This is a genomic window from Pseudomonas coleopterorum, from assembly GCF_900105555.1.
GTDB classification, from domain to species: domain Bacteria; phylum Pseudomonadota; class Gammaproteobacteria; order Pseudomonadales; family Pseudomonadaceae; genus Aquipseudomonas; species Aquipseudomonas coleopterorum.
The window spans coordinates 3,554,533-3,572,832 of the sequence record NZ_FNTZ01000001.1; the positions used below are offsets into that span (position 1 = coordinate 3,554,533).

An 18,300-nucleotide genomic window follows, 5' to 3' on the forward strand; every position below is an offset into this window, starting at 1 on the left:
CTCGTCCGTTCGGAGCCACCATGTCCGTCGTCCGCCTGATACTGCCCGCCAGCCTCACCTTGCTCACGGCCTGTGCCCAGCAACCACGGCATAACATCGAACTGGAAGACCAGAGCCAGTGCCCGGTTGCCCTCAGCGTCGGCCAGACCATCACCCTGCAATTGCCCACCAACCCGAGCACCGGCTACCGCTGGCTGGTACAGAACCCCGGTGCCAGCGTCCTGCGCAGCCTGGGCCCGGAGGTCTACAGCAGCGCTCGGGAAACCGGCGTGGTCGGTGCCGCCGGGCAATCCACCTGGCGCTTCCAAGCACGCGCGCCAGGCGATGGCCACCTGATGCTGGTACTGCAACAACCCTGGGCCCCCGAGGTCCCGCCCGCTGAAACCTTCAGCTGCGACATCACCGTCAACTAGCCTGTAGGAGCGGTCATCGGCCGCGAACGAGCCACCTCGGTACCGCTTTCACCCCGCGATATTCCTTCGCGGCCGATGACCGCTCCTACGGATCCCCTCAGGGCGCAAAAAACCACACCGCACCCCACAAAAAATGCACCCCCGCCCCACATCCGCTAAAATGCCGCCCCGTTTTCCCGCAACCCGCCTGGATCGCCCCGTGAGCAAAGAGCCCGACCGCCTATTCGCCCAGCCCCTGAGCCAGGTTCCCGACTTCGCCTTCAACGAAGACGTGGTGCGCGTGTTCCCGGACATGATCAAACGCTCGGTGCCCGGTTACCCCACCATCGTGGAAAACCTCGGCGTGCTCGCGGCGCAATTCGCCCAGCCCAACACCACCCTCTACGACCTGGGCAGCTCGCTGGGCGCCGTCACCCAGGCCCTGCGCCGGCACGTGCGCACCGAAGGCTGCCAGGTGATCGCCATCGACAACTCCCAGGCCATGGTCGAGCGCTGCCGTGAATACCTCAACGCGCAGAACTCCATGTTTCAGGAGCTGCTGCCGGTCACCGTCATCGAGGGCGACATCCTCGCCCTGGACTTCAAACCCGCCTCGGTCATCGCGCTCAACTTCACCCTGCAGTTCATCCCCCCGGACCAGCGTCTGGAACTGCTCACCCGCATTCACAAAGCGCTGGTCCCCGGCGGCGCCCTGATCCTTTCGGAAAAGCTGCGCTTCGAAGACGAGCAACAACACGACCTGCTCACCGACCTGCACATCGCCTTCAAACGCGCCAACGGCTACAGCGACCTGGAAATAGCGCAGAAACGCAGCGCCATCGAAAACGTCATGAAACCCGACAGCCTCGAAGAAAACCGCGATCGCCTGTTTGCCGCAGGCTTCAGCAAGGTCGTGCCCTGGTTTCAATGCCTCAACTTCGCCTCGATGATCGCCCTGCCATGATTGACCTGTCCCCGCTCGTCCGCCGCCTGGCCAACACCCCGCTGGCCACCTGGGCCAATGGCCTGCAAGCCCAGCTCGACACCAAGATGGAAAAAGGTCACGGCGACCTGCAACGCTGGCAGAGCGCCCTCGATGCCCTGCCCCCGGTCACCGCCTGCGACATCGACCTAGTCAACGGCTTGCGCCTGGACTGCGCAGACAACGCCGCCACCCACGACCAGATGCGCGCCGCCCTGATGGGCCTGTCACCCTGGCGCAAAGGCCCGTTCGACCTGTTCGGCGTCCACGTCGACACCGAATGGCGCTCGGACTGGAAATGGGAGCGCGTTGCCCCCCACCTCGACCTGCGCGGCAAACGGGTCCTCGACGTCGGCTGCGGCAACGGCTACTACCAATGGCGCATGCTCGGTGCCGGTGCCGACAGCGTCATCGGCGTCGACCCCAACTGGCTGTTCTTCTGCCAGTTCCAGGCGGTGCAGCGTTACCTGCCCGACCTGCCCGCCTGGCACCTGCCCTTCGCCCTGGAAGACCTGCCTGCTGGCCTCGAGGGTTTCGACACGGTGTTTTCCATGGGTGTGTTCTACCACCGCCGCTCTCCCATCGAGCACCTGCTGGCGCTCAAGGACTGCCTGGTCAAAGGCGGCGAACTGGTCCTGGAAACCCTGGTCGTCCCCGGCGACGTGCATCAGGTCCTGGTGCCCGAAGACCGCTACGCGCAGATGCGCAACGTCTGGTTCCTCCCCTCCGTGCCCGCCCTGGAACTGTGGCTGCGCCGCGCCGGCTTCAGTGACGTGAAATGCGTGGACGTGAGCATCACCACGGTCGCCGAGCAGCGCGGCACCGAATGGATGAAGTTCCAGTCACTGAGTGACTTCCTCGATCCGGACGACCACAGCAAAACCGTCGAAGGCCTGCCCGCGCCGATGCGGGCGGTGATCACTGCCCGTAAATAACGGTCAAGCCTGGAACAGGCGAATGAACGGTGAACAAACCCCGTCGCACTCGCCTCCCTGCCGCTCATCGACTCCTTCACAGAACCACAAAAAAATCCTGAAGGGTTGCATTTCGCGGAAGGCAGGCAGGGCAAGGACTTGAGCCCACCCATGGGGAAATCTGGCTATTTTCTGAACAGCCAGTCGGGTTTCCAAGCCGAACTCAAGCCTATATCCTGTGTCCACTTCTTACGAAAACCACCACATAGGCGATTTTCGAGGGGTTGCGGCTGTTACTGCCTACATACCGGCAGTGGACGCAAAAGTCCTGAGAAATACGAGTTTCGACCGATTTTTTGTGTCCGCACGTGAACACGAGCAAGCAAAAAACCCTATAATCGCCGCCCACTTCAAGGACCTGAGACATGACCCATCGCGACATCGAAGCCGGCACGAGTCCATCGACCGAAGCCCGACCGCGAAGCGAGTCCCTCAGCGCGTTCCGACCGGATCGTTGATAGCCCCCGCTGTGGCACCACGCTGAAAAAGCCTGGACCCGGCGCCGCAACAAGCACGTAACGCCAGGTTGCACCACGCAACTCCGGCAATCAGATTTCCAAATTCATCAGCCGCCACGAGCGGCCTCGAGCAGGAGCCTCCCCCATGCTGAGCTGGGACGAATTCGACAAAGAAGACGCAGCCGAACCCGCCAAAGGCGCAAACGCCGGCCACGCCAGCGAAGCTGCCATGGACAAACTCGACAGCGCCGGCGGTGCCGCCGCCCAGGAAGCCCGCGCCGCCCACGCCAGCGACTCCGCCGCCGTAGCCCGCGCCAAGGCCGCCCTGAACAAACTCGACATCGCCGAAGGCCTGGCCGAGCTCGAAGGCTCCGCCGCCCGCGTCGCCGTCGACGAGAAGCGCATGATCAACTGCCGCGCCGACCTCAACCAACTCGTACCCTTCAAGTACGACTGGGCCTGGCAGAAGTACCTGGACGGCTGCGCAAACCACTGGATGCCGCAAGAAGTCAACATGAACGCCGACATCGCCCTCTGGAAAAATCCGGAAGGCCTGACCGACGACGAACGCCGCATCGTCATGCGCAACCTGGGCTTCTTCAGCACCGCCGACTCCCTGGTCGCCAACAACCTGGCCCTGGCCGTGTACCGCCTGATCACCAACCCGGAGTGCCGCCAGTACATCCTGCGCCAGGCCTTCGAAGAAGCGATCCACACCCACGCCTACCAGTACTGCATCGAATCCCTGGGCATGGACGAAGGCGAAATCTTCAACATGTACCACGAGATCCCATCGGTCGCTAAAAAAGCCGCCTGGGGCCTCAAGTACACCCGCGCAATCTCCGACCCGGAATTCAATACCGGCACCGTCGAAACCGACAAAGAGCTGCTGCGCAACCTGATTGGCTACTACTGCGTACTCGAAGGCATCTTCTTCTACTGCGGCTTCACCCAGATCCTCTCCATGGGCCGCCGCAACAAGATGACCGGCGTCGCCGAGCAGTTCCAGTACATACTGCGCGACGAATCCATGCACCTTAACTTCGGCATCGACGTGATCAACCAGATCAAGATCGAAAACCCACACCTGTGGGACGCCGAACTCAAGGAAGAAGCCTCGCAGATGATTCTGCAAGGCACCCAGCTGGAAATCGAATACGCCCGCGACACCATGCCTCGCGGCGTACTGGGTATGAACGCAGCGATGATGGAGGACTACCTCAAGTTCATCGCCAACCGTCGCTTGTCGCAGATTGGCTTGAAAGAAGAATACCCAGGCACCACGAACCCGTTCCCATGGATGAGCGAGATCATGGACTTGAAGAAGGAGAAGAACTTCTTCGAGACGCGGGTGATTGAGTATCAGACGGGTGGGGCTTTGAGCTGGGATTGATGGTGGACCCCACTACTCTACACTACTAGAAAGAGGCCGCTGTTAGGCGGCCTTTTTTATGCCTGAGATTTAGGTATTTTTGACCCATCGTCCACGCAACATGCTTTTCAGTTCACCAAGGGACAAAGTCATATCACGCCTGCGGTGGACCATTGCATGGCAGTTGGCGCAAAGCGTCACAAGATCTGTTTCCGGGTTGACGGCTTTTTCGCCTCCGAAGTCCGAAATAGGTACAACGTGGTGAACGTGAATGAAGCCTTTCGCGTGGTCACCATAAGCCTGTTCAAAATCGAAACCACACGCTTTGCAGCCCAGTCCATGGATTGCAATAGCCTTCACGCGCAGGTCTTTGCGACGCTCATAGCGGGTTCCGAAGTAGCTTGTCTTGCTGCCTTCGTTCGCGGATATGAATGTCAACGGATCATCCTGTATATCCGGTAGATCCGTCTCAACCTGAGTAGGTAAAAGCTTCGCGTGGCTCAAGATCAGATCATAATCAGCCTCGGATACTGGTCGAACACCATCCCGCCAATAGTTTGTCAGACGGGTCGCTGGAATGGTCTCCAGATACCCCCCACCGCTTTTCGCGGGTACTGCGCGCTCAAAAGGAGTGAAGCCTTCGATCAGCGCAAAAAGATCTCCCTTATCACTGCCGCGATCGGCGTAAATCTTGCCGATCCGTGCCTTGCCAAAGTAATGGGGCTCACCACTAAGTCGTGTAGAGGCGAATGCTTTATCTTTGATGCGCCCTTTGTAATAGATCACCTCGGTTCCCGGAGTGAGAAACAGGCTGTAGCGCTTTGGAAAATGGTAAACGGAACCTGTCTCGTCTTCCCATTGCGATATATCGTTTTCAACGATGACTACGGGCATTCCATTTCCTCCCACGTGGTAGCAAAAGCCTACCAAACATGAGGAAATTTCCTACAGGATATTTAGAGTTATCATGCAGCAGCGCGATCAGCAGCCTAGCATGCCTGGCCACTATCAATCCCGAAGCAGACCTCGGCAGCGGCCTGTTCTCAGACCCAGTAAACGTCCAGGAGTGGATGCCTTCGATCAATAGCCCTGGTCTTGCAATCAGCGCACCCTTCGGTCATCCCAAATAACCGAGGTTAATAGCAGATCACGGAACAGCTTCGCGTAGTCTTTATTTCGACGCTTTGGCGGTGTTGCAACTCGCCGCAGCCCACAAAAGCTCTCCCCTTTTACATTGCGAGGTACTTGAGATGTGTGATCATGCGATGTGTGTTGCAGTCCATTCGACGTCGCCTTAGATATGGAGAGCGAACGTGGCTATCGGGATTTGGTTGCCGAGGACTGTTGGAATGAATGGCAGTGCTTACGTCGATCATTGGGGAACTGTTAAGCACTCAACGCAAGGGACCTGAACTAAACCGCCCCTCCCCCAACGACCGTGCATCATTCCCCCTATCATCCCGCGCATCCAGATCCGCCCCCTTCGCCGCCAACGCCTCGAGAATATCCTTGCGCTGAAACAGCGCCGCATACATCGCCGCCGTCTGCCCCGAGTTGTTTCGCTCATCCGTCGCGCAGTCTGCCTTGAGCAATCGATGGGCGATGCTCACTTCACCTTTGAAGATGGCCCCCATCAGCGCAGTGTTGCCACGCTTATCCTGGCTACACGGATTCGCCCCGGCCGCCAGCAACTGCTCCACAGCCGCCGTCTGGCCATGATAAGCCGCCAGAATCAATGCGGTGTAGCCACTTTCATCGCGGGTGTCCAAGTCATAATGCGCTTCGATGAACGCACCCAAACGGTCGGTGCTGCCCGAACGTGCGGCGTCGAAGTACAGTTCACGAAGTTGCTGGCGGGTATCGGGGGGCGGTGTGTCATCGGCCAAGGCAGCTGTTGAAAGCATCATCGCCGAGCAGATCCAGGGAATGAAATATCGCATGAGATTTTGCTCCTGTAGATCACCGACCGTTGTTACACGGCCGGTGATCGGATGCATCAGTCCTGAAGCTTGGCGGCCAACTGTTTGACCTTTTCCAAATCGCCATTGGCAACTTTGGTCACGCCTGTGCCGTAGGCCGGATCGGCCTTGTACAGATACGACAGCATGATGTTTTTGCTTTCGGTATCCGTGTCAGCCAAAGAACCGCCGAAGCTGTTGATCAGGTCCTGCTGCTCCTTGGGCGAATAGGAGCGGTACAAGTCGCCTGCCTGTTTGAAGTTCTGCTCGCGCTGAATCTTCGCCTGCTGGGTAGTACCGCTCAAAGCCGTTTGGCTGTAACGCGCGCTGTCGTCACTCGGGCGCGGTGCAAGACGGCTCGGTTCGTAGTTCACGCCCCCGGTGGTATGTCCGCTGTTCAAGGCGCCATCCTGGTTGCCGTTGTTGACGGTGACGCGCGGACGGTTGATCGGCAAACTCATGCCGTTGGCGCCCAGGCGGTACATCTGAGTATCAGCGTACGAGAACACACGGCCCTGCAGGAGACGGTCTTCCGACGGCTCGATCCCCGGTACCACGTTGGACGGTGCCATGGCGACCTGTTCGGTCTCCTGGAAGAAGTTGTCGACGTTCTTGTTCAGTACCATCTGCCCGATCTTCTGCTCCGGTACGTCAGGCCAGATCTTGGTCGCGTCGAGCGGGTCGAATGCGAACTTGGCCAGGTCTTCAGGTTTGAGCACCTGGATATACAAATCCCACTTCGGGAAATCACCCTTGTTGATTGCGGTGACCAGGTCATGGGTCATGTGCGCGTAGTCTTTGCCCTGGGTTTGCACGACCTGTTCCGGGTCCAGATTCTTCAGACCTTGCAGGCTCTTCCAGTGAAACTTCACGTAGTGCACTTCGCCTTTGGCGTTGACGAACTTGTAGGCGTGCACGCCATTGCCGTCCATGAAGCGATAGCCTGCAGGCGTGCCTTCGTTGGAGTACAGCAGGGTGAGCGTACGCGTCGCTTCCGGAACATGGGAGAAGAAGTCGAAACGACGGGAGTCGTCGTCAAGGTTGGTGCGCGGGTCGGGTTTGAACGCGTGCACCATGTCGGGAAACTTGATGGCGTCACGAATGAAGAAGGTCGGGAAGTTATTGCCCACCAGATCCCAGTTGCCGTCCGCCGTATAGAACTTGGTCGCGAAACCACGTGGGTCGCGCAGCGTTTCCGGCGAGTGGTTGCCGTGGACGACCGACGAGAAGCGCACGAACACCGGTGTATGGGTGCCTGGCGTAAACACCTTGGCCTTGGTCAACTCACTGATGTTGCTGGAAGCGACGAACTCGCCATGCACACCCGTACCACGGGCATGCACCACGCGCTCTGGAATGCGTTCGCGGTCGAAGCGCTGCAGTTTCTGCAACAACTGAACGTCCTGAAGCAGCGCCGGCCCGTTGGGTCCGGCGGTCTGTGAATTCTGGTTATCGCCGACAGCGGCGCCATTGTCGCGGGTCAAGGTATCGGCAAACGCGGACGACAAAGACATGCCGATGGCCAATGCAGTAACTGCATACCCTGATAAGGTTCTGATTTTCATAGTGAATCCCTCACGCTTCTTATGTTCTGGAGAAACCGCGAGAGTAACGGCAACCACTGGCGTGGCTAAATTGGAAGAGCCTATCAGGCTGATAGGCAAAGATGCCTACCGGTGTTACTGGCTAGAATCCGCGCCTACGGACGCTCGCAACCCATCCTCCGGCACGAATATCCAACCCTCTACCGGATCTATATCCGCCATCGGCTGAGCCAGCCATTGCGGTCTATGCTCGAAGGCCCAGGCCAGCAACGCGCACGTCAGCGCATCCTGTGCATCGACATGTTCAAGCCCCGGTACAAATATTCGCGGAACGCTTGCGCCGTCGACGTAGAAAGGCGTTCGCAAGGCCTCGATGCAGGCCGATCGTTTGCACGCCGAGGGATAGGCCTCGATCGCCCGCAGCATCCGCCCGTCCGTCCATACGCCACAGGCTTCCCGAATGGGCGCGAATCGCCCCAGCACATGCATGCCCTTGGTTGCCTGGCTGCCGATCATGTCCTTGATCGGCGACAGCGGATAGAGCCCTCGTTCGAACAGAAAATGCTCGGTACGCCGGTGCAGGTAGGGGTTGCTGGATGACTCGCCAACAGTGGGCACGGCCATGCCACGGGTGATGAGCTCGATAAAAGGTCGGGAGAAGCCCAGTGGAGTGTCGATACCCATGAGCAGGCAGGGCGCCTGATGAACTGCAGTGTCTATTGCACACAGCTTCAACAGCCCATGGACAAACTCTTCCGTGGAGCTGGCTTCATTGATCGTCCGCCGCAGATTGCCCCGCCAAGGTTTACCGACTAGCTTGCGCTCAGCATCCAGAACGACCAGAGCATCGCGGCTAGCCGGGTTCCGGTCGCAATTCCAGCCGCCGACGTCCCAGCCCATGAATAGCGTGGAAGCGTTCGGTTCAGTCATGGCGGGCACTCATGCAGGTAGAGAAAAGATCTGACGCCTGTTCACAAACAACGGAACTGTTCCATTTATCCACGCTATCTGTATCTATCAATCCGATGTCAGCGGTTGTGTAATGCGCGACGGTGTTTTGCCCCTCTCAGAGCCTGCTTGGAAACATAAAGGACCCTATCATGCGAAAGGACTACATCGCATTCTTCGTCTCATTGTTCCTGTCACGCCTCGCGGACCAGATTCTATTGTTCATCGTTCCGCTGGTGGTCTTCCAGGCGACTCAGAGCGCAGCGTGGGCCGGCCTTGCGTTCTTTGTTGAATCGTTGCCCAGGTTTTTGGCGTTCCCTTTCTGTGGCGTATTGTGCGACCGCTTCTCACCCGTCCGAATCCTGCATATCAGCCAGATCTACCGGGTTTTACTCTGTGTGCTGGCCGTTATTCTGTCCCTGCTGTTCGGTGGCATCGCCTGGCTGGTGGTATTGTCGGCGCTGTGTGGCATCCTGACAACTCAAGGCGTCATGGCTCGCGAAGTACTTATGCCACGCGTATTCCACCACTACAGCTACACCAAGACCCTCTCCTACTCGCAAATCGCCGACCAGAGCGGTTTAGTCCTGGGCCCATTGGTCGCTGCATTAATGCTGGAAGTCTGGGCCTGGCACTGGGTTGTGCTATGTGTCGCTGGGGTATTTCTGCTGGCAGATGCAAGCATGCTGATCTGGCAACGGCTCAGTCAGATAGATATCGCGCCATTCGACCAGGATCAGGGCGCGTGGCTACAACCTTTTCGAGTGGCCATTGGGCATATCCGTACCACAGCGCAATTGCGCAAAATCATCACGTTGGCCGTTGGGGTGAACCTGATCGTCGGCGTGACGGCGGCTACGTCGGCGGCCATGGTGATCGGAAGTTTCAGCGCGGACAAGGACAGCTACGCCTGGCTGCAGGCGGCGGGTGCCGTCGCTACCATCGCGATACTGGTGCTGCTCGCGCGCGTCGTCATTCCCCTGAAGGTACTGGGCGGTGTGTCATACGTGCTGATCGCTGCAGGCGGGTTCATCTGCGCAATGGCTCCGAACCTGGCAGGCTATGTATCAGGTTTTTTGTTGATCGTGGGCTTCGACAAGATGTTCAACGTCTACATGCGCAGCATTCGCCAGCGCGTCATTCCCCCTCAGGACTTCGGCAAGACGGTGGGAGTGATCACCCTGCTCAATAACCTTTCGCAGCCAGCGGCGGGCTTACTCGTCGCCCTCTTGGCCGCGCCCGTTGGTACGCAGAAGGTGATCCTGATACTGGCTATTCTGTCCACCGTACTGGGCGCAACGGCTCACTGGTGGCTGGCCCATGCCACCCAGTGCGCTTCGGAACAGAGAACTTACCGCTAAGGCACCTCCTACCCCTGCAAACGTGCCAACGCGCTTGCCCGGCAGCTTTCCAGAATCTCATCAGCCAGCGCAGAGTCATCCGGACACGCCCTGGAGAGCATCAGTGCGCCGACCAGGTGCGCCAGGGCATTGATTCGCTCGGCCCGTGCAGCCTGCCGCGTGGCCTCGTCTACCTCGACTGACGCGGGCGCCACACCGGCCAGGATCCGCTCCATCCCCTGCGCAAACACCGCCTTGATCTCTTCAGGCTGACGCGCGGCATCGGCCGACAATGCCGCCAGGGTGCAGCCCTCACCAGGTGCATCGCGATGCTCGCGCGAAAGGTAGCCCTCGATCAGCGCTGCACGTTCGGCCTGAGCCGTGCTGGCTTCCATCTGCGCGAAGCCACACGCCGCCGCCTCGCTCATGAGGTCTGCCTTGGAGCGGAAATGCTTGTAGAAACCGCCGTGAGTGAAGCCGGCCGCGGCCATCAGATCAGCCACGCTCACGCCGTCGTAACCCCGCTCGCGAAACAGGGTGGAGGCGGTTTCAACGATGTGCGCACGGTTGGCCTGCGCCTGTGCCTTGCTGACCTTCATGTCGATGCCTGTGAGGTGAAGACTGACGGCAAGTATACATTGATGTCGACTGACATCAAAATGCTTGACGGTTTAGATTTCGATCATCATCATAAATTCGTCGCAGCGCAGTGCTGCCATCTAGCCGTCAGGAATCTCCTCCGATGAACACGCTCCCCACTGTAATGATCACCGGCGCCTCCACCGGCATCGGCGCCACCTACGCCGAACGTTTTGCCCGCCGCGGGCACGACCTGGTCCTGGTCGCACGCAACCGCGATCGCCTGGAACAACTGGCCGCAAGATTGCGCGACGAAAACGGTGTGAACATCATTCTCATGCAAGCGGACCTGACCCGCGCCGAAGATCTGGCTCAAGTGGAGAAGCGCCTGGCCGAAGATGCCAGCATCGGCGTCCTGATCAACAACGCCGGCGCAGGTCAGGCCGGCGGCTTCACCCAACAAAGCGCCAGCGCCCTCGACAGCCTGCTCGCGCTCAATGTGACTGCAGTGACACGTCTGGCAGCGGCCATCGCTCCACGTCTGGCGCAGGCGGGTCATGGCAGTATCGTCAACATTGGCTCGGTGGTGGGTCTGGCTCCCGAGATGCAGATGACCGTGTATGGTGCCACCAAGGCGTTCGTGCTGTTCCTGTCCCAAGGCTTGCAAGCGGAACTGGGGCCCAAGGGCGTCTATGTACAAGCGGTGCTGCCCGCAACCACACGCACCGAGATCTGGCAGCATTCCGGGATCGATATCGCGACCTTGCCTGAAGTCATGGAAGTGGGCGATCTGGTGGACGCCGCCTTGGCAGGTTACGACCGTCGAGAGCTCGTCACCATCCCACCTCTGCATGTGGCCGAGCGCTGGACGGCACTCAACGATAGTCGTCATTTGCTGCTCGCGGATCTGCGCCAGGCAACGCCGGCCGAGCGCTATCTGACGTCTGCCACTGTTGGGCAATGAGTCATGAAAGCGTTCGTCATCGATCGTTACGGTAAAAGCGTCGTCGGCCAGATAGCCGAAATGTCCGAGCCCACTTTGGCAGGGGGCGACGTCCTGGTGCAGGTGCATGCGGCCAGCGTCAATGCGCTGGACGTCAAGATTCGCAACGGCGAATTCAAGCTGATCCTGCCGTACACGCTACCCCTGGCATTGGGTAATGACGTCGCGGGCGTGGTGCTCGAAGTCGGAGCCAACGTCACCCGCTTCAAACCCGGCGACGAGGTGTATGCCCGGCCGCACCCGTCGCGTATCGGCACCTTCGCCGAACGCATCGCCATCGATCAATCGTATGTAGCCACCAAGCCAGCGAACCTGACCATGGTCCAGGCAGCGTCTCTACCCCTGGTGGCTTTGACCGCCTGGCAAGTCCTGGTCGAAACCGCCAAGGTCAAGCCGGGCCAGAAAGTCTTGATCCACGCAGGCTCAGGTGGCATGGGTACGGTCGCCATTCAGTTGGCCAAACACTTGGGCGCCTATGTGGCCACTACCACCAGCACGGCCAATGTCGAGTGGTTGAAGGCCTTGGGCGCCGATCAGGTGATCGATTACAAAGCGCAGGATTTCGCCCGAGAGCTGCAATACTACGACGTCGTACTCAACAGCTTGGGATCGGACGTATTGAGCGAGTCGGTGAAGGTCTTGAAGCCCGGCGGCCAGTTGATCTCCATCTCCGGCCCCCCGACCCTGGCGTTCGCCGCCAGCCAGGGCCTCGGCTGGTCCCTGAAGCAACTCATGCGGTTGTTGAGTTACCGCATCCGCAAACAGGTCAGTCAGCATGAATGCACCTATGATTTCGTATTCATGCGCCCGGACGGCGAGCAACTCGCACACATCAGCCAACTCGTGGAAAGCGGTGTCATCACCCCGGTGATCGACACGGTCTATCCCTTCGCGAACACTGCTGACGCCCTGGCCCATGTCCGAAATGGTCGCGCAAAGGGGAAGGTGGTGATCCAGATGCAACCATCCTAAGCGGCATCCATTGAGGATCCACCTGCATGAACTGTCGCAGCGGGTAAGGTCAGGCGTATGGAAGAAACAGCCATTACCGCTTAGTCTGAGCGTCGAGGGCCCTGCAATGAACCCGGGCCTTGCATAAAGCTTCTTACCCCTTCAAAGGACTTGAACCCTGTGAAAGCGTTAATCGTCATCGACGTACAACAAGGCCTGTTCCAGGCAGAGCCGGCACCTGCCTTCGCACATGATGTGATCGAACGCATCAACACACTCACAGCGGCAGCCAGAGCACAGAACGTGCCCGTAATCTTCGTCCAGCACGAGCTCGCCAGCGGCGAGTTTCTCGTGCGCGGCAGTGCTAACTGGGCGCTCGATCATCGACTCGTCACTGCAGAAACAGATCGCTACATCAGCAAAACTACCCCCGACTCGTTTCTGCGGACCGACCTCCAGTCCCTATTGCAACAGTTCGATATTTCGCACCTTGTGGTATGCGGCTATGCAACCGAGTTCTGTGTGGATACCACGATCCGCCGCAGTGCAGGTCTGGGCTATGAAATCACCTTGATCAGCGATGCTCACACTACGCAGTCCAAGCCACATGCCGATGCTGCGCAGATCATTGCTCACCATAACGCGACCTTGTCCAGCATCAAGAGCTGCGGTGTACGTATCCAGGCGCTGCAAACCGCAGCCGTCGACTTCCATGCCTGAATAGAGAACCCCCACACTCAAGGGGTCCGTACACTCAAATCGAAGGTACGGATGCACCGCACACCAGTTGCGCGAACCCTTCCCGGACTGGGTGCCCGCTCGCGCGTTTATGGGTCAACGGGTAATGGTCCACCCTGGGGAATACCAGCTCGTCGCGCGCCATCACATTCAGAAATGCTCGATGATTGTCGTAGACGCCCCTGGGGACTACCGCCATGCCTATCCCCTGCTCGACACACGCCATGATGCCGCCCCAGCTCCCACACACCACTGTCTCCACACCCTGCAACGACGCCTTGCACCAAGCCAGTGCTACCGCCTGGAAAGGGCACCCTTCAGGCCATGCCAGAAGCTTTCGGTTGTTCAGATCCAAGGGGCCCTGCTGCAACCACGCCTGTGGATGAACCAACACCGGCCGCTCACCTGCGATCTTATGACTAGTGAGCTTCGGATTGACCGGAGCAAACGCAACTATGGCAATATCGAGCCTCCCTTCCACAACGCTCTCTACAAGTTCCGGCCATGTACCCGTAGTGATCTCCAATACCACTTGGGGATACTCACGCGTGAACGCCGCAACTATGGCAGCCAAGCGGGTACTGACAAAAGAATCGATACCCCCTACTTTGAGCGTACCGCTGAGCTTTTGGGTGTCATCGAAACACGCCTGCGCTTCGGAAAATGCCTCCAGCACCTTTTCTGCATGAGTCAGCAGGTGCTTTCCAGCGGCGCTTAATTCGACGCCTTTGTCTCGTCTATTCAATAGACAGCATCCGAGCTCGGCCTCCAAGGCCTTCATGCGCGCGGTCACGTTCGAGGGTACGCAATGCACCGATTTGGCGGCCTTGACGATGCTTCCCGCTTTATAGATGGCGGTGAGCATCCTTAATTGCGAGATATCCATATACACCTCTGGTGAATCGCCGATTCATTTATTTTTAGTTGTGCGAGTCTCCTAGCCCATGGATTCTACTGCTAGTGCCTAGTCAGCATCAAAAACCAAACGACAACTTCGAAGCACCAAGTTACAAACAAGGAGCTGCGCATGTCCGGTTATTTTGAAGAGATCACCAAGCTCGCTACCTCTGTACATCAGCACGGCGCTTTGAATAACGCCTTTTATGAACGCTGGCTGGCCGCCCCGCTGTCTTTTGATGAACTGGCGCTGTTTGCGAAGAATTATTTGGTAAGAACTTCGCAGACTTCGACAATGCTCGCATTGTCGCTGGTGCACACCGACAACCTCTGCGCCCGCGTCGAGATTGCCAAGAATTTGTACTCCGAATACGGCTACGGCCAACCGCAAAAAGCCCACATTCATTTGCTGGAGAATTTCCTGACGGATCTCCTCAGCAGAGTGGCGGTTGCTTACACGCCAGTGACAAAGCTGAGCGATGATCTGATCCTGCCAAGCACTCGGCAGTTCGTGGCTGAGCAGCAAGCCCTGTACACCCGCACGCCTGAGGAAAGAGGCTGTCAGCGCGCACTGGGCGCACTGTTGGCCCAGGAATGGCTGACATTTTCCACGCTCACCCGCCTGTATGAGGGCGTGCGGCACTACCAGCATCTCTACGCCTCCAATGACGAATTCCACGAGCACTGCGAGTACTTCTACGTCCATATCGGCAATGCCGAGAAGGAGCACAAGATACAGGCGATTCACACGGCCACTCTCGAGTGTCACGACGATGATGAGTTCGCAGCGCTGGCAGACGGTTTCTATGATTTCATGACACTAACGGAGCAGTACTGGAACGGCATCGCCCATGCCATGGGGCATCGCCCCAGCCAAGAGCAAGCACCGTCCAGACTCAGTATCTGAAAATCAGCCAGAAAGACAAAACCCCTACCTGCTCACGCAGATAGGGGTTTCGGAATTGAATCTTGACGATGACCTACTCTCACATGGGGAAACCCCACACTACCATCGGCGATGCATCGTTTCACTGCTGAGTTCGGGATGGGATCAGGTGGTTCCAATGCTCTATGGTCGTCAAGAAATTCTGTAGCCGGGATGCCCTTTGGGAGGCACGCCAGCGAATCGGGTATGTGATATTCGTGGGTTGTCTTGCTGCGAACTTTCGGTTCGTGTCATCTCCACAGTCACCGCAATCTGGTCTTCGACGCAAATTGCTTGGGTGTTATATGGTCAAGCCTCACGGGCAATTAGTATGGGTTAGCTCAACGCCTCACAGCGCTTACACACCCCACCTATCAACGTCGTAGTCTTCGACGGCCCTTCAGGGAACTCAAGGTTCCAGTGAGATCTCATCTTGAGGCAAGTTTCCCGCTTAGATGCTTTCAGCGGTTATCTTTTCCGAACATAGCTACCCGGCAATGCCACTGGCGTGACAACCGGAACACCAGAGGTTCGTCCACTCCGGTCCTCTCGTACTAGGAGCAGCCCCTCTCAAATCTCAAACGTCCACGGCAGATAGGGACCGAACTGTCTCACGACGTTCTAAACCCAGCTCGCGTACCACTTTAAATGGCGAACAGCCATACCCTTGGGACCGGCTTCAGCCCCAGGATGTGATGAGCCGACATCGAGGTGCCAAACACCGCCGTCGATATGAACTCTTGGGCGGTATCAGCCTGTTATCCCCGGAGTACCTTTTATCCGTTGAGCGATGGCCCTTCCATACAGAACCACCGGATCACTAAGACCTACTTTCGTACCTGCTCGACGTGTCTGTCTCGCAGTCAAGCGCGCTTTTGCCTTTATACTCTACGACCGATTTCCGACCGGTCTGAGCGCACCTTCGTACTCCTCCGTTACTCTTTAGGAGGAGACCGCCCCAGTCAAACTACCCACCATACACTGTCCTCGATCCGGATGACGGACCTGAGTTAGAACCTCAAAGTTGCCAGGGTGGTATTTCAAGGATGGCTCCACGCAGACTGGCGTCCACGCTTCAAAGCCTCCCACCTATCCTACACAAGCAAATTCAAAGTCCAGTGCAAAGCTATAGTAAAGGTTCACGGGGTCTTTCCGTCTAGCCGCGGATACACTGCATCTTCACAGCGATTTCAATTTCACTGAGTCTCGGGTGGAGACAGCGCCGCCATCGTTACGCCATTCGTGCAGGTCGGAACTTACCCGACAAGGAATTTCGCTACCTTAGGACCGTTATAGTTACGGCCGCCGTTTACCGGGGCTTCGATCAAGAGCTTCGCTTGCGCTAACCCCATCAATTAACCTTCCGGCACCGGGCAGGCGTCACACCCTATACGTCCACTTTCGTGTTTGCAGAGTGCTGTGTTTTTAATAAACAGTCGCAGCGGCCTGGTATCTTCGACCGGCATGAGCTTACGGAGCAAGTCCTTCACCCTCACCGGCGCACCTTCTCCCGAAGTTACGGTGCCATTTTGCCTAGTTCCTTCACCCGAGTTCTCTCAAGCGCCTTGGTATTCTCTACCCAACCACCTGTGTCGGTTTGGGGTACGGTTCCTGGTTACCTGAAGCTTAGAAGCTTTTCTTGGAAGCATGGCATCAACCACTTCGTCGTCTAAAAGACAACTCGTCATCAGCTCTCGGCCTTAAGATCCCGGATTTACCTAAGATCTCAGCCTACCACCTTAAACTTGGACAACCAACGCCAAGCTGGCCTAGCCTTCTCCGTCCCTCCATCGCAATAACCAGAAGTACAGGAATATTAACCTGTTTTCCATCGACTACGCTTTTCAGCCTCGCCTTAGGGACCGACTAACCCTGCGTCGATTAACGTTGCGCAGGAAACCTTGGTCTTTCGGCGTGGGTGTTTTTCACACCCATTGTCGTTACTCATGTCAGCATTCGCACTTCTGATACCTCCAGCAAGCTTCTCAACTCACCTTCACAGGCTTACAGAACGCTCCTCTACCGCATCACCAAAAGGTGATACCCGTAGCTTCGGTACCTGGTTTGAGCCCCGTTACATCTTCCGCGCAGGCCGACTCGACTAGTGAGCTATTACGCTTTCTTTAAAGGGTGGCTGCTTCTAAGCCAACCTCCTAGCTGTCTAAGCCTTCCCACATCGTTTCCCACTTAACCAGGATTTTGGGACCTTAGCTGACGGTCTGGGTTGTTTCCCTTTTCACGACGGACGTTAGCACCCGCCGTGTGTCTCCCATGCTCGGCACTTGTAGGTATTCGGAGTTTGCATCGGTTTGGTAAGTCGGGATGACCCCCTAGCCGAAACAGTGCTCTACCCCCTACAGTGATACATGAGGCGCTACCTAAATAGCTTTCGAGGAGAACCAGCTATCTCCGAGCTTGATTAGCCTTTCACTCCGATCCACAGGTCATCCGCTAACTTTTCAACGGTAGTCGGTTCGGTCCTCCAGTCAGTGTTACCTAACCTTCAACCTGCCCATGGATAGATCGCCCGGTTTCGGGTCTATACCCAGCGACTAAACGCCCTATTAAGACTCGCTTTCGCTACGCCTCCCCTATTCGGTTAAGCTCGCCACTGAATATAAGTCGCTGACCCATTATACAAAAGGTACGCAGTCACAGAACAAAGTCTGCTCCCACTGCTTGTACGCATACGGTTTCAGGATCTATTTCACTCCCCTCTCCGGGGTTCTTTTCGCCTTTCCCTCACGGTACTAGTTCACTATCGGTCAGTCAGTAGTATTTAGCCTTGGAGGATGGTCCCCCCATATTCAGACAAGGTTTCTCGTGCCCCGTCCTACTCGATTTCATTGACAAGAGATTTTCGCGTACAGGGCTATCACCCACTATGGCCGCACTTTCCAGAGCGTTCCGCTAATCTCAAATCAACTTAAGGGCTGGTCCCCGTTCGCTCGCCACTACTAAGGGAATCTCGGTTGATTTCTTTTCCTCAGGGTACTTAGATGTTTCAGTTCCCCTGGTTCGCTTCGCATGCCTATGTATTCAGCATGAGATAACTGTCTTATGACAGTTGGGTTCCCCCATTCAGACATCTCCGGATCACAGTCTGTTTGCCGACTCCCCGAAGCTTTTCGCAGGCTACCACGTCTTTCATCGCCTCTGACTGCCAAGGCATCCACCGTATGCGCTTCTTCACTTGACCATATAACCCCAAGCAATCTGGTTATACTGTGAAGACGACA

Annotated in this window: 15 protein-coding genes and 2 rRNA genes; 9 read left to right on the forward strand and 8 right to left on the reverse strand. The window is 57.5% G+C overall.

Features of this window, described 5'->3' with window-relative positions:
- Window positions 1–20: 20 nt before the first annotated feature.
- The 4 genes from BLV18_RS15885 (at window position 21) to BLV18_RS15900 (ending at window position 4,199) form a co-directional block, all read left to right on the forward strand.
- On the forward strand, window positions 21–413 hold the full coding sequence (locus BLV18_RS15885; RefSeq protein ID WP_090359884.1) for a protease inhibitor I42 family protein: 393 nt from the start codon (window positions 21–23) through the stop codon (window positions 411–413).
- A gap of 199 nt (window positions 414–612) precedes the next feature.
- On the forward strand, window positions 613–1,356 hold the full coding sequence (cmoA, locus tag BLV18_RS15890) for a carboxy-S-adenosyl-L-methionine synthase CmoA (protein ID WP_090359887.1): 744 nt from the start codon (window positions 613–615) through the stop codon (window positions 1,354–1,356).
- Window positions 1,353–2,309 (forward strand): tRNA 5-methoxyuridine(34)/uridine 5-oxyacetic acid(34) synthase CmoB, encoded by a 957-nt coding sequence (gene cmoB / locus BLV18_RS15895; RefSeq protein ID WP_090359889.1) that lies wholly within the window; start codon window positions 1,353–1,355, stop codon window positions 2,307–2,309. The genes cmoA and cmoB overlap by 4 nt, the downstream gene beginning before the upstream one ends.
- A gap of 642 nt (window positions 2,310–2,951) precedes the next feature.
- On the forward strand, window positions 2,952–4,199 hold the full coding sequence (locus BLV18_RS15900) for a ribonucleotide-diphosphate reductase subunit beta (protein ID WP_043184931.1): 1,248 nt from the start codon (window positions 2,952–2,954) through the stop codon (window positions 4,197–4,199).
- Between the two features lie 69 nt (window positions 4,200–4,268).
- Here BLV18_RS15900 and BLV18_RS15905 read toward each other — a convergent pair whose 3' ends face one another.
- The 4 genes from BLV18_RS15905 to BLV18_RS15925 form a co-directional block, all read right to left on the reverse strand.
- On the reverse strand, window positions 4,269–5,072 hold the full coding sequence (locus BLV18_RS15905) for an HNH endonuclease (RefSeq protein ID WP_090359891.1): 804 nt from the start codon (window positions 5,070–5,072) through the stop codon (window positions 4,269–4,271).
- A gap of 500 nt (window positions 5,073–5,572) precedes the next feature.
- On the reverse strand, window positions 5,573–6,118 hold the full coding sequence (locus BLV18_RS15915) for an ankyrin repeat domain-containing protein (protein ID WP_056843915.1): 546 nt from the start codon (window positions 6,116–6,118) through the stop codon (window positions 5,573–5,575).
- Between the two features lie 56 nt (window positions 6,119–6,174).
- Entirely contained in the window at window positions 6,175–7,650 is a 1,476-nt protein-coding gene (gene katB, locus BLV18_RS15920) for a catalase KatB (RefSeq protein WP_375143211.1), read from the reverse strand.
- A gap of 165 nt (window positions 7,651–7,815) precedes the next feature.
- A complete protein-coding gene (locus BLV18_RS15925; protein WP_090359897.1) occupies window positions 7,816–8,610 on the reverse strand; it encodes a hypothetical protein in 795 nt (264 codons plus the stop codon).
- Between the two features lie 170 nt (window positions 8,611–8,780).
- Here BLV18_RS15925 and BLV18_RS15930 point away from each other — a divergent pair, with 170 nt between their 5' ends.
- Window positions 8,781–9,989 carry an MFS transporter gene (locus tag BLV18_RS15930; protein WP_090359898.1) on the forward strand — a complete coding sequence of 403 codons (1,209 nt, stop codon included), beginning with the start codon at window positions 8,781–8,783 and terminating at the stop codon, window positions 9,987–9,989.
- Window positions 9,990–9,997: 8 nt separating this feature from the next.
- On the opposite strand, the gene BLV18_RS15935 is transcribed toward BLV18_RS15930, so the two are convergent.
- Entirely contained in the window at window positions 9,998–10,567 is a 570-nt protein-coding gene (locus BLV18_RS15935) for a TetR/AcrR family transcriptional regulator (RefSeq protein WP_090359901.1), read from the reverse strand.
- Window positions 10,568–10,710: 143 nt separating this feature from the next.
- Here BLV18_RS15935 and BLV18_RS15940 point away from each other — a divergent pair, with 143 nt between their 5' ends.
- The 3 genes from BLV18_RS15940 (at window position 10,711) to BLV18_RS15950 (ending at window position 13,221) form a co-directional block, all read left to right on the forward strand.
- Complete coding sequence (locus BLV18_RS15940; RefSeq protein WP_090359904.1) at window positions 10,711–11,511, forward strand: SDR family NAD(P)-dependent oxidoreductase; 801 nt, start codon at window positions 10,711–10,713, stop codon at window positions 11,509–11,511.
- Between the two features lie 3 nt (window positions 11,512–11,514).
- Window positions 11,515–12,522: an NADP-dependent oxidoreductase gene (locus tag BLV18_RS15945; RefSeq protein ID WP_090359907.1), complete on the forward strand. Its 1,008-nt coding sequence runs from the start codon at window positions 11,515–11,517 to the stop codon at window positions 12,520–12,522.
- 159 nt (window positions 12,523–12,681) lie between these two features.
- Window positions 12,682–13,221: a cysteine hydrolase family protein gene (locus BLV18_RS15950; protein ID WP_090359910.1), complete on the forward strand. Its 540-nt coding sequence runs from the start codon at window positions 12,682–12,684 to the stop codon at window positions 13,219–13,221.
- A gap of 34 nt (window positions 13,222–13,255) precedes the next feature.
- On the opposite strand, the gene BLV18_RS15955 is transcribed toward BLV18_RS15950, so the two are convergent.
- The gene (locus BLV18_RS15955) at window positions 13,256–14,125 is read right to left on the reverse strand and encodes a LysR family transcriptional regulator (RefSeq protein ID WP_090359914.1); all 870 of its coding nucleotides are present in this window, start codon (window positions 14,123–14,125) and stop codon (window positions 13,256–13,258) included.
- A 141-nt stretch (window positions 14,126–14,266) separates the two neighbouring features.
- On the opposite strand from BLV18_RS15955, the gene BLV18_RS15960 reads away from it, so the two are divergent.
- Window positions 14,267–15,043 (forward strand): iron-containing redox enzyme family protein, encoded by a 777-nt coding sequence (locus BLV18_RS15960; protein ID WP_090359915.1) that lies wholly within the window; start codon window positions 14,267–14,269, stop codon window positions 15,041–15,043.
- Window positions 15,044–15,103: 60 nt separating this feature from the next.
- On the opposite strand, the gene rrf is transcribed toward BLV18_RS15960, so the two are convergent.
- Window positions 15,104–15,219 (reverse strand): 5S ribosomal RNA (rrf, locus tag BLV18_RS15965).
- Between the two features lie 147 nt (window positions 15,220–15,366).
- Window positions 15,367–18,260 (reverse strand): 23S ribosomal RNA (locus tag BLV18_RS15970).
- Window positions 18,261–18,300: the final 40 nt, after the last annotated feature.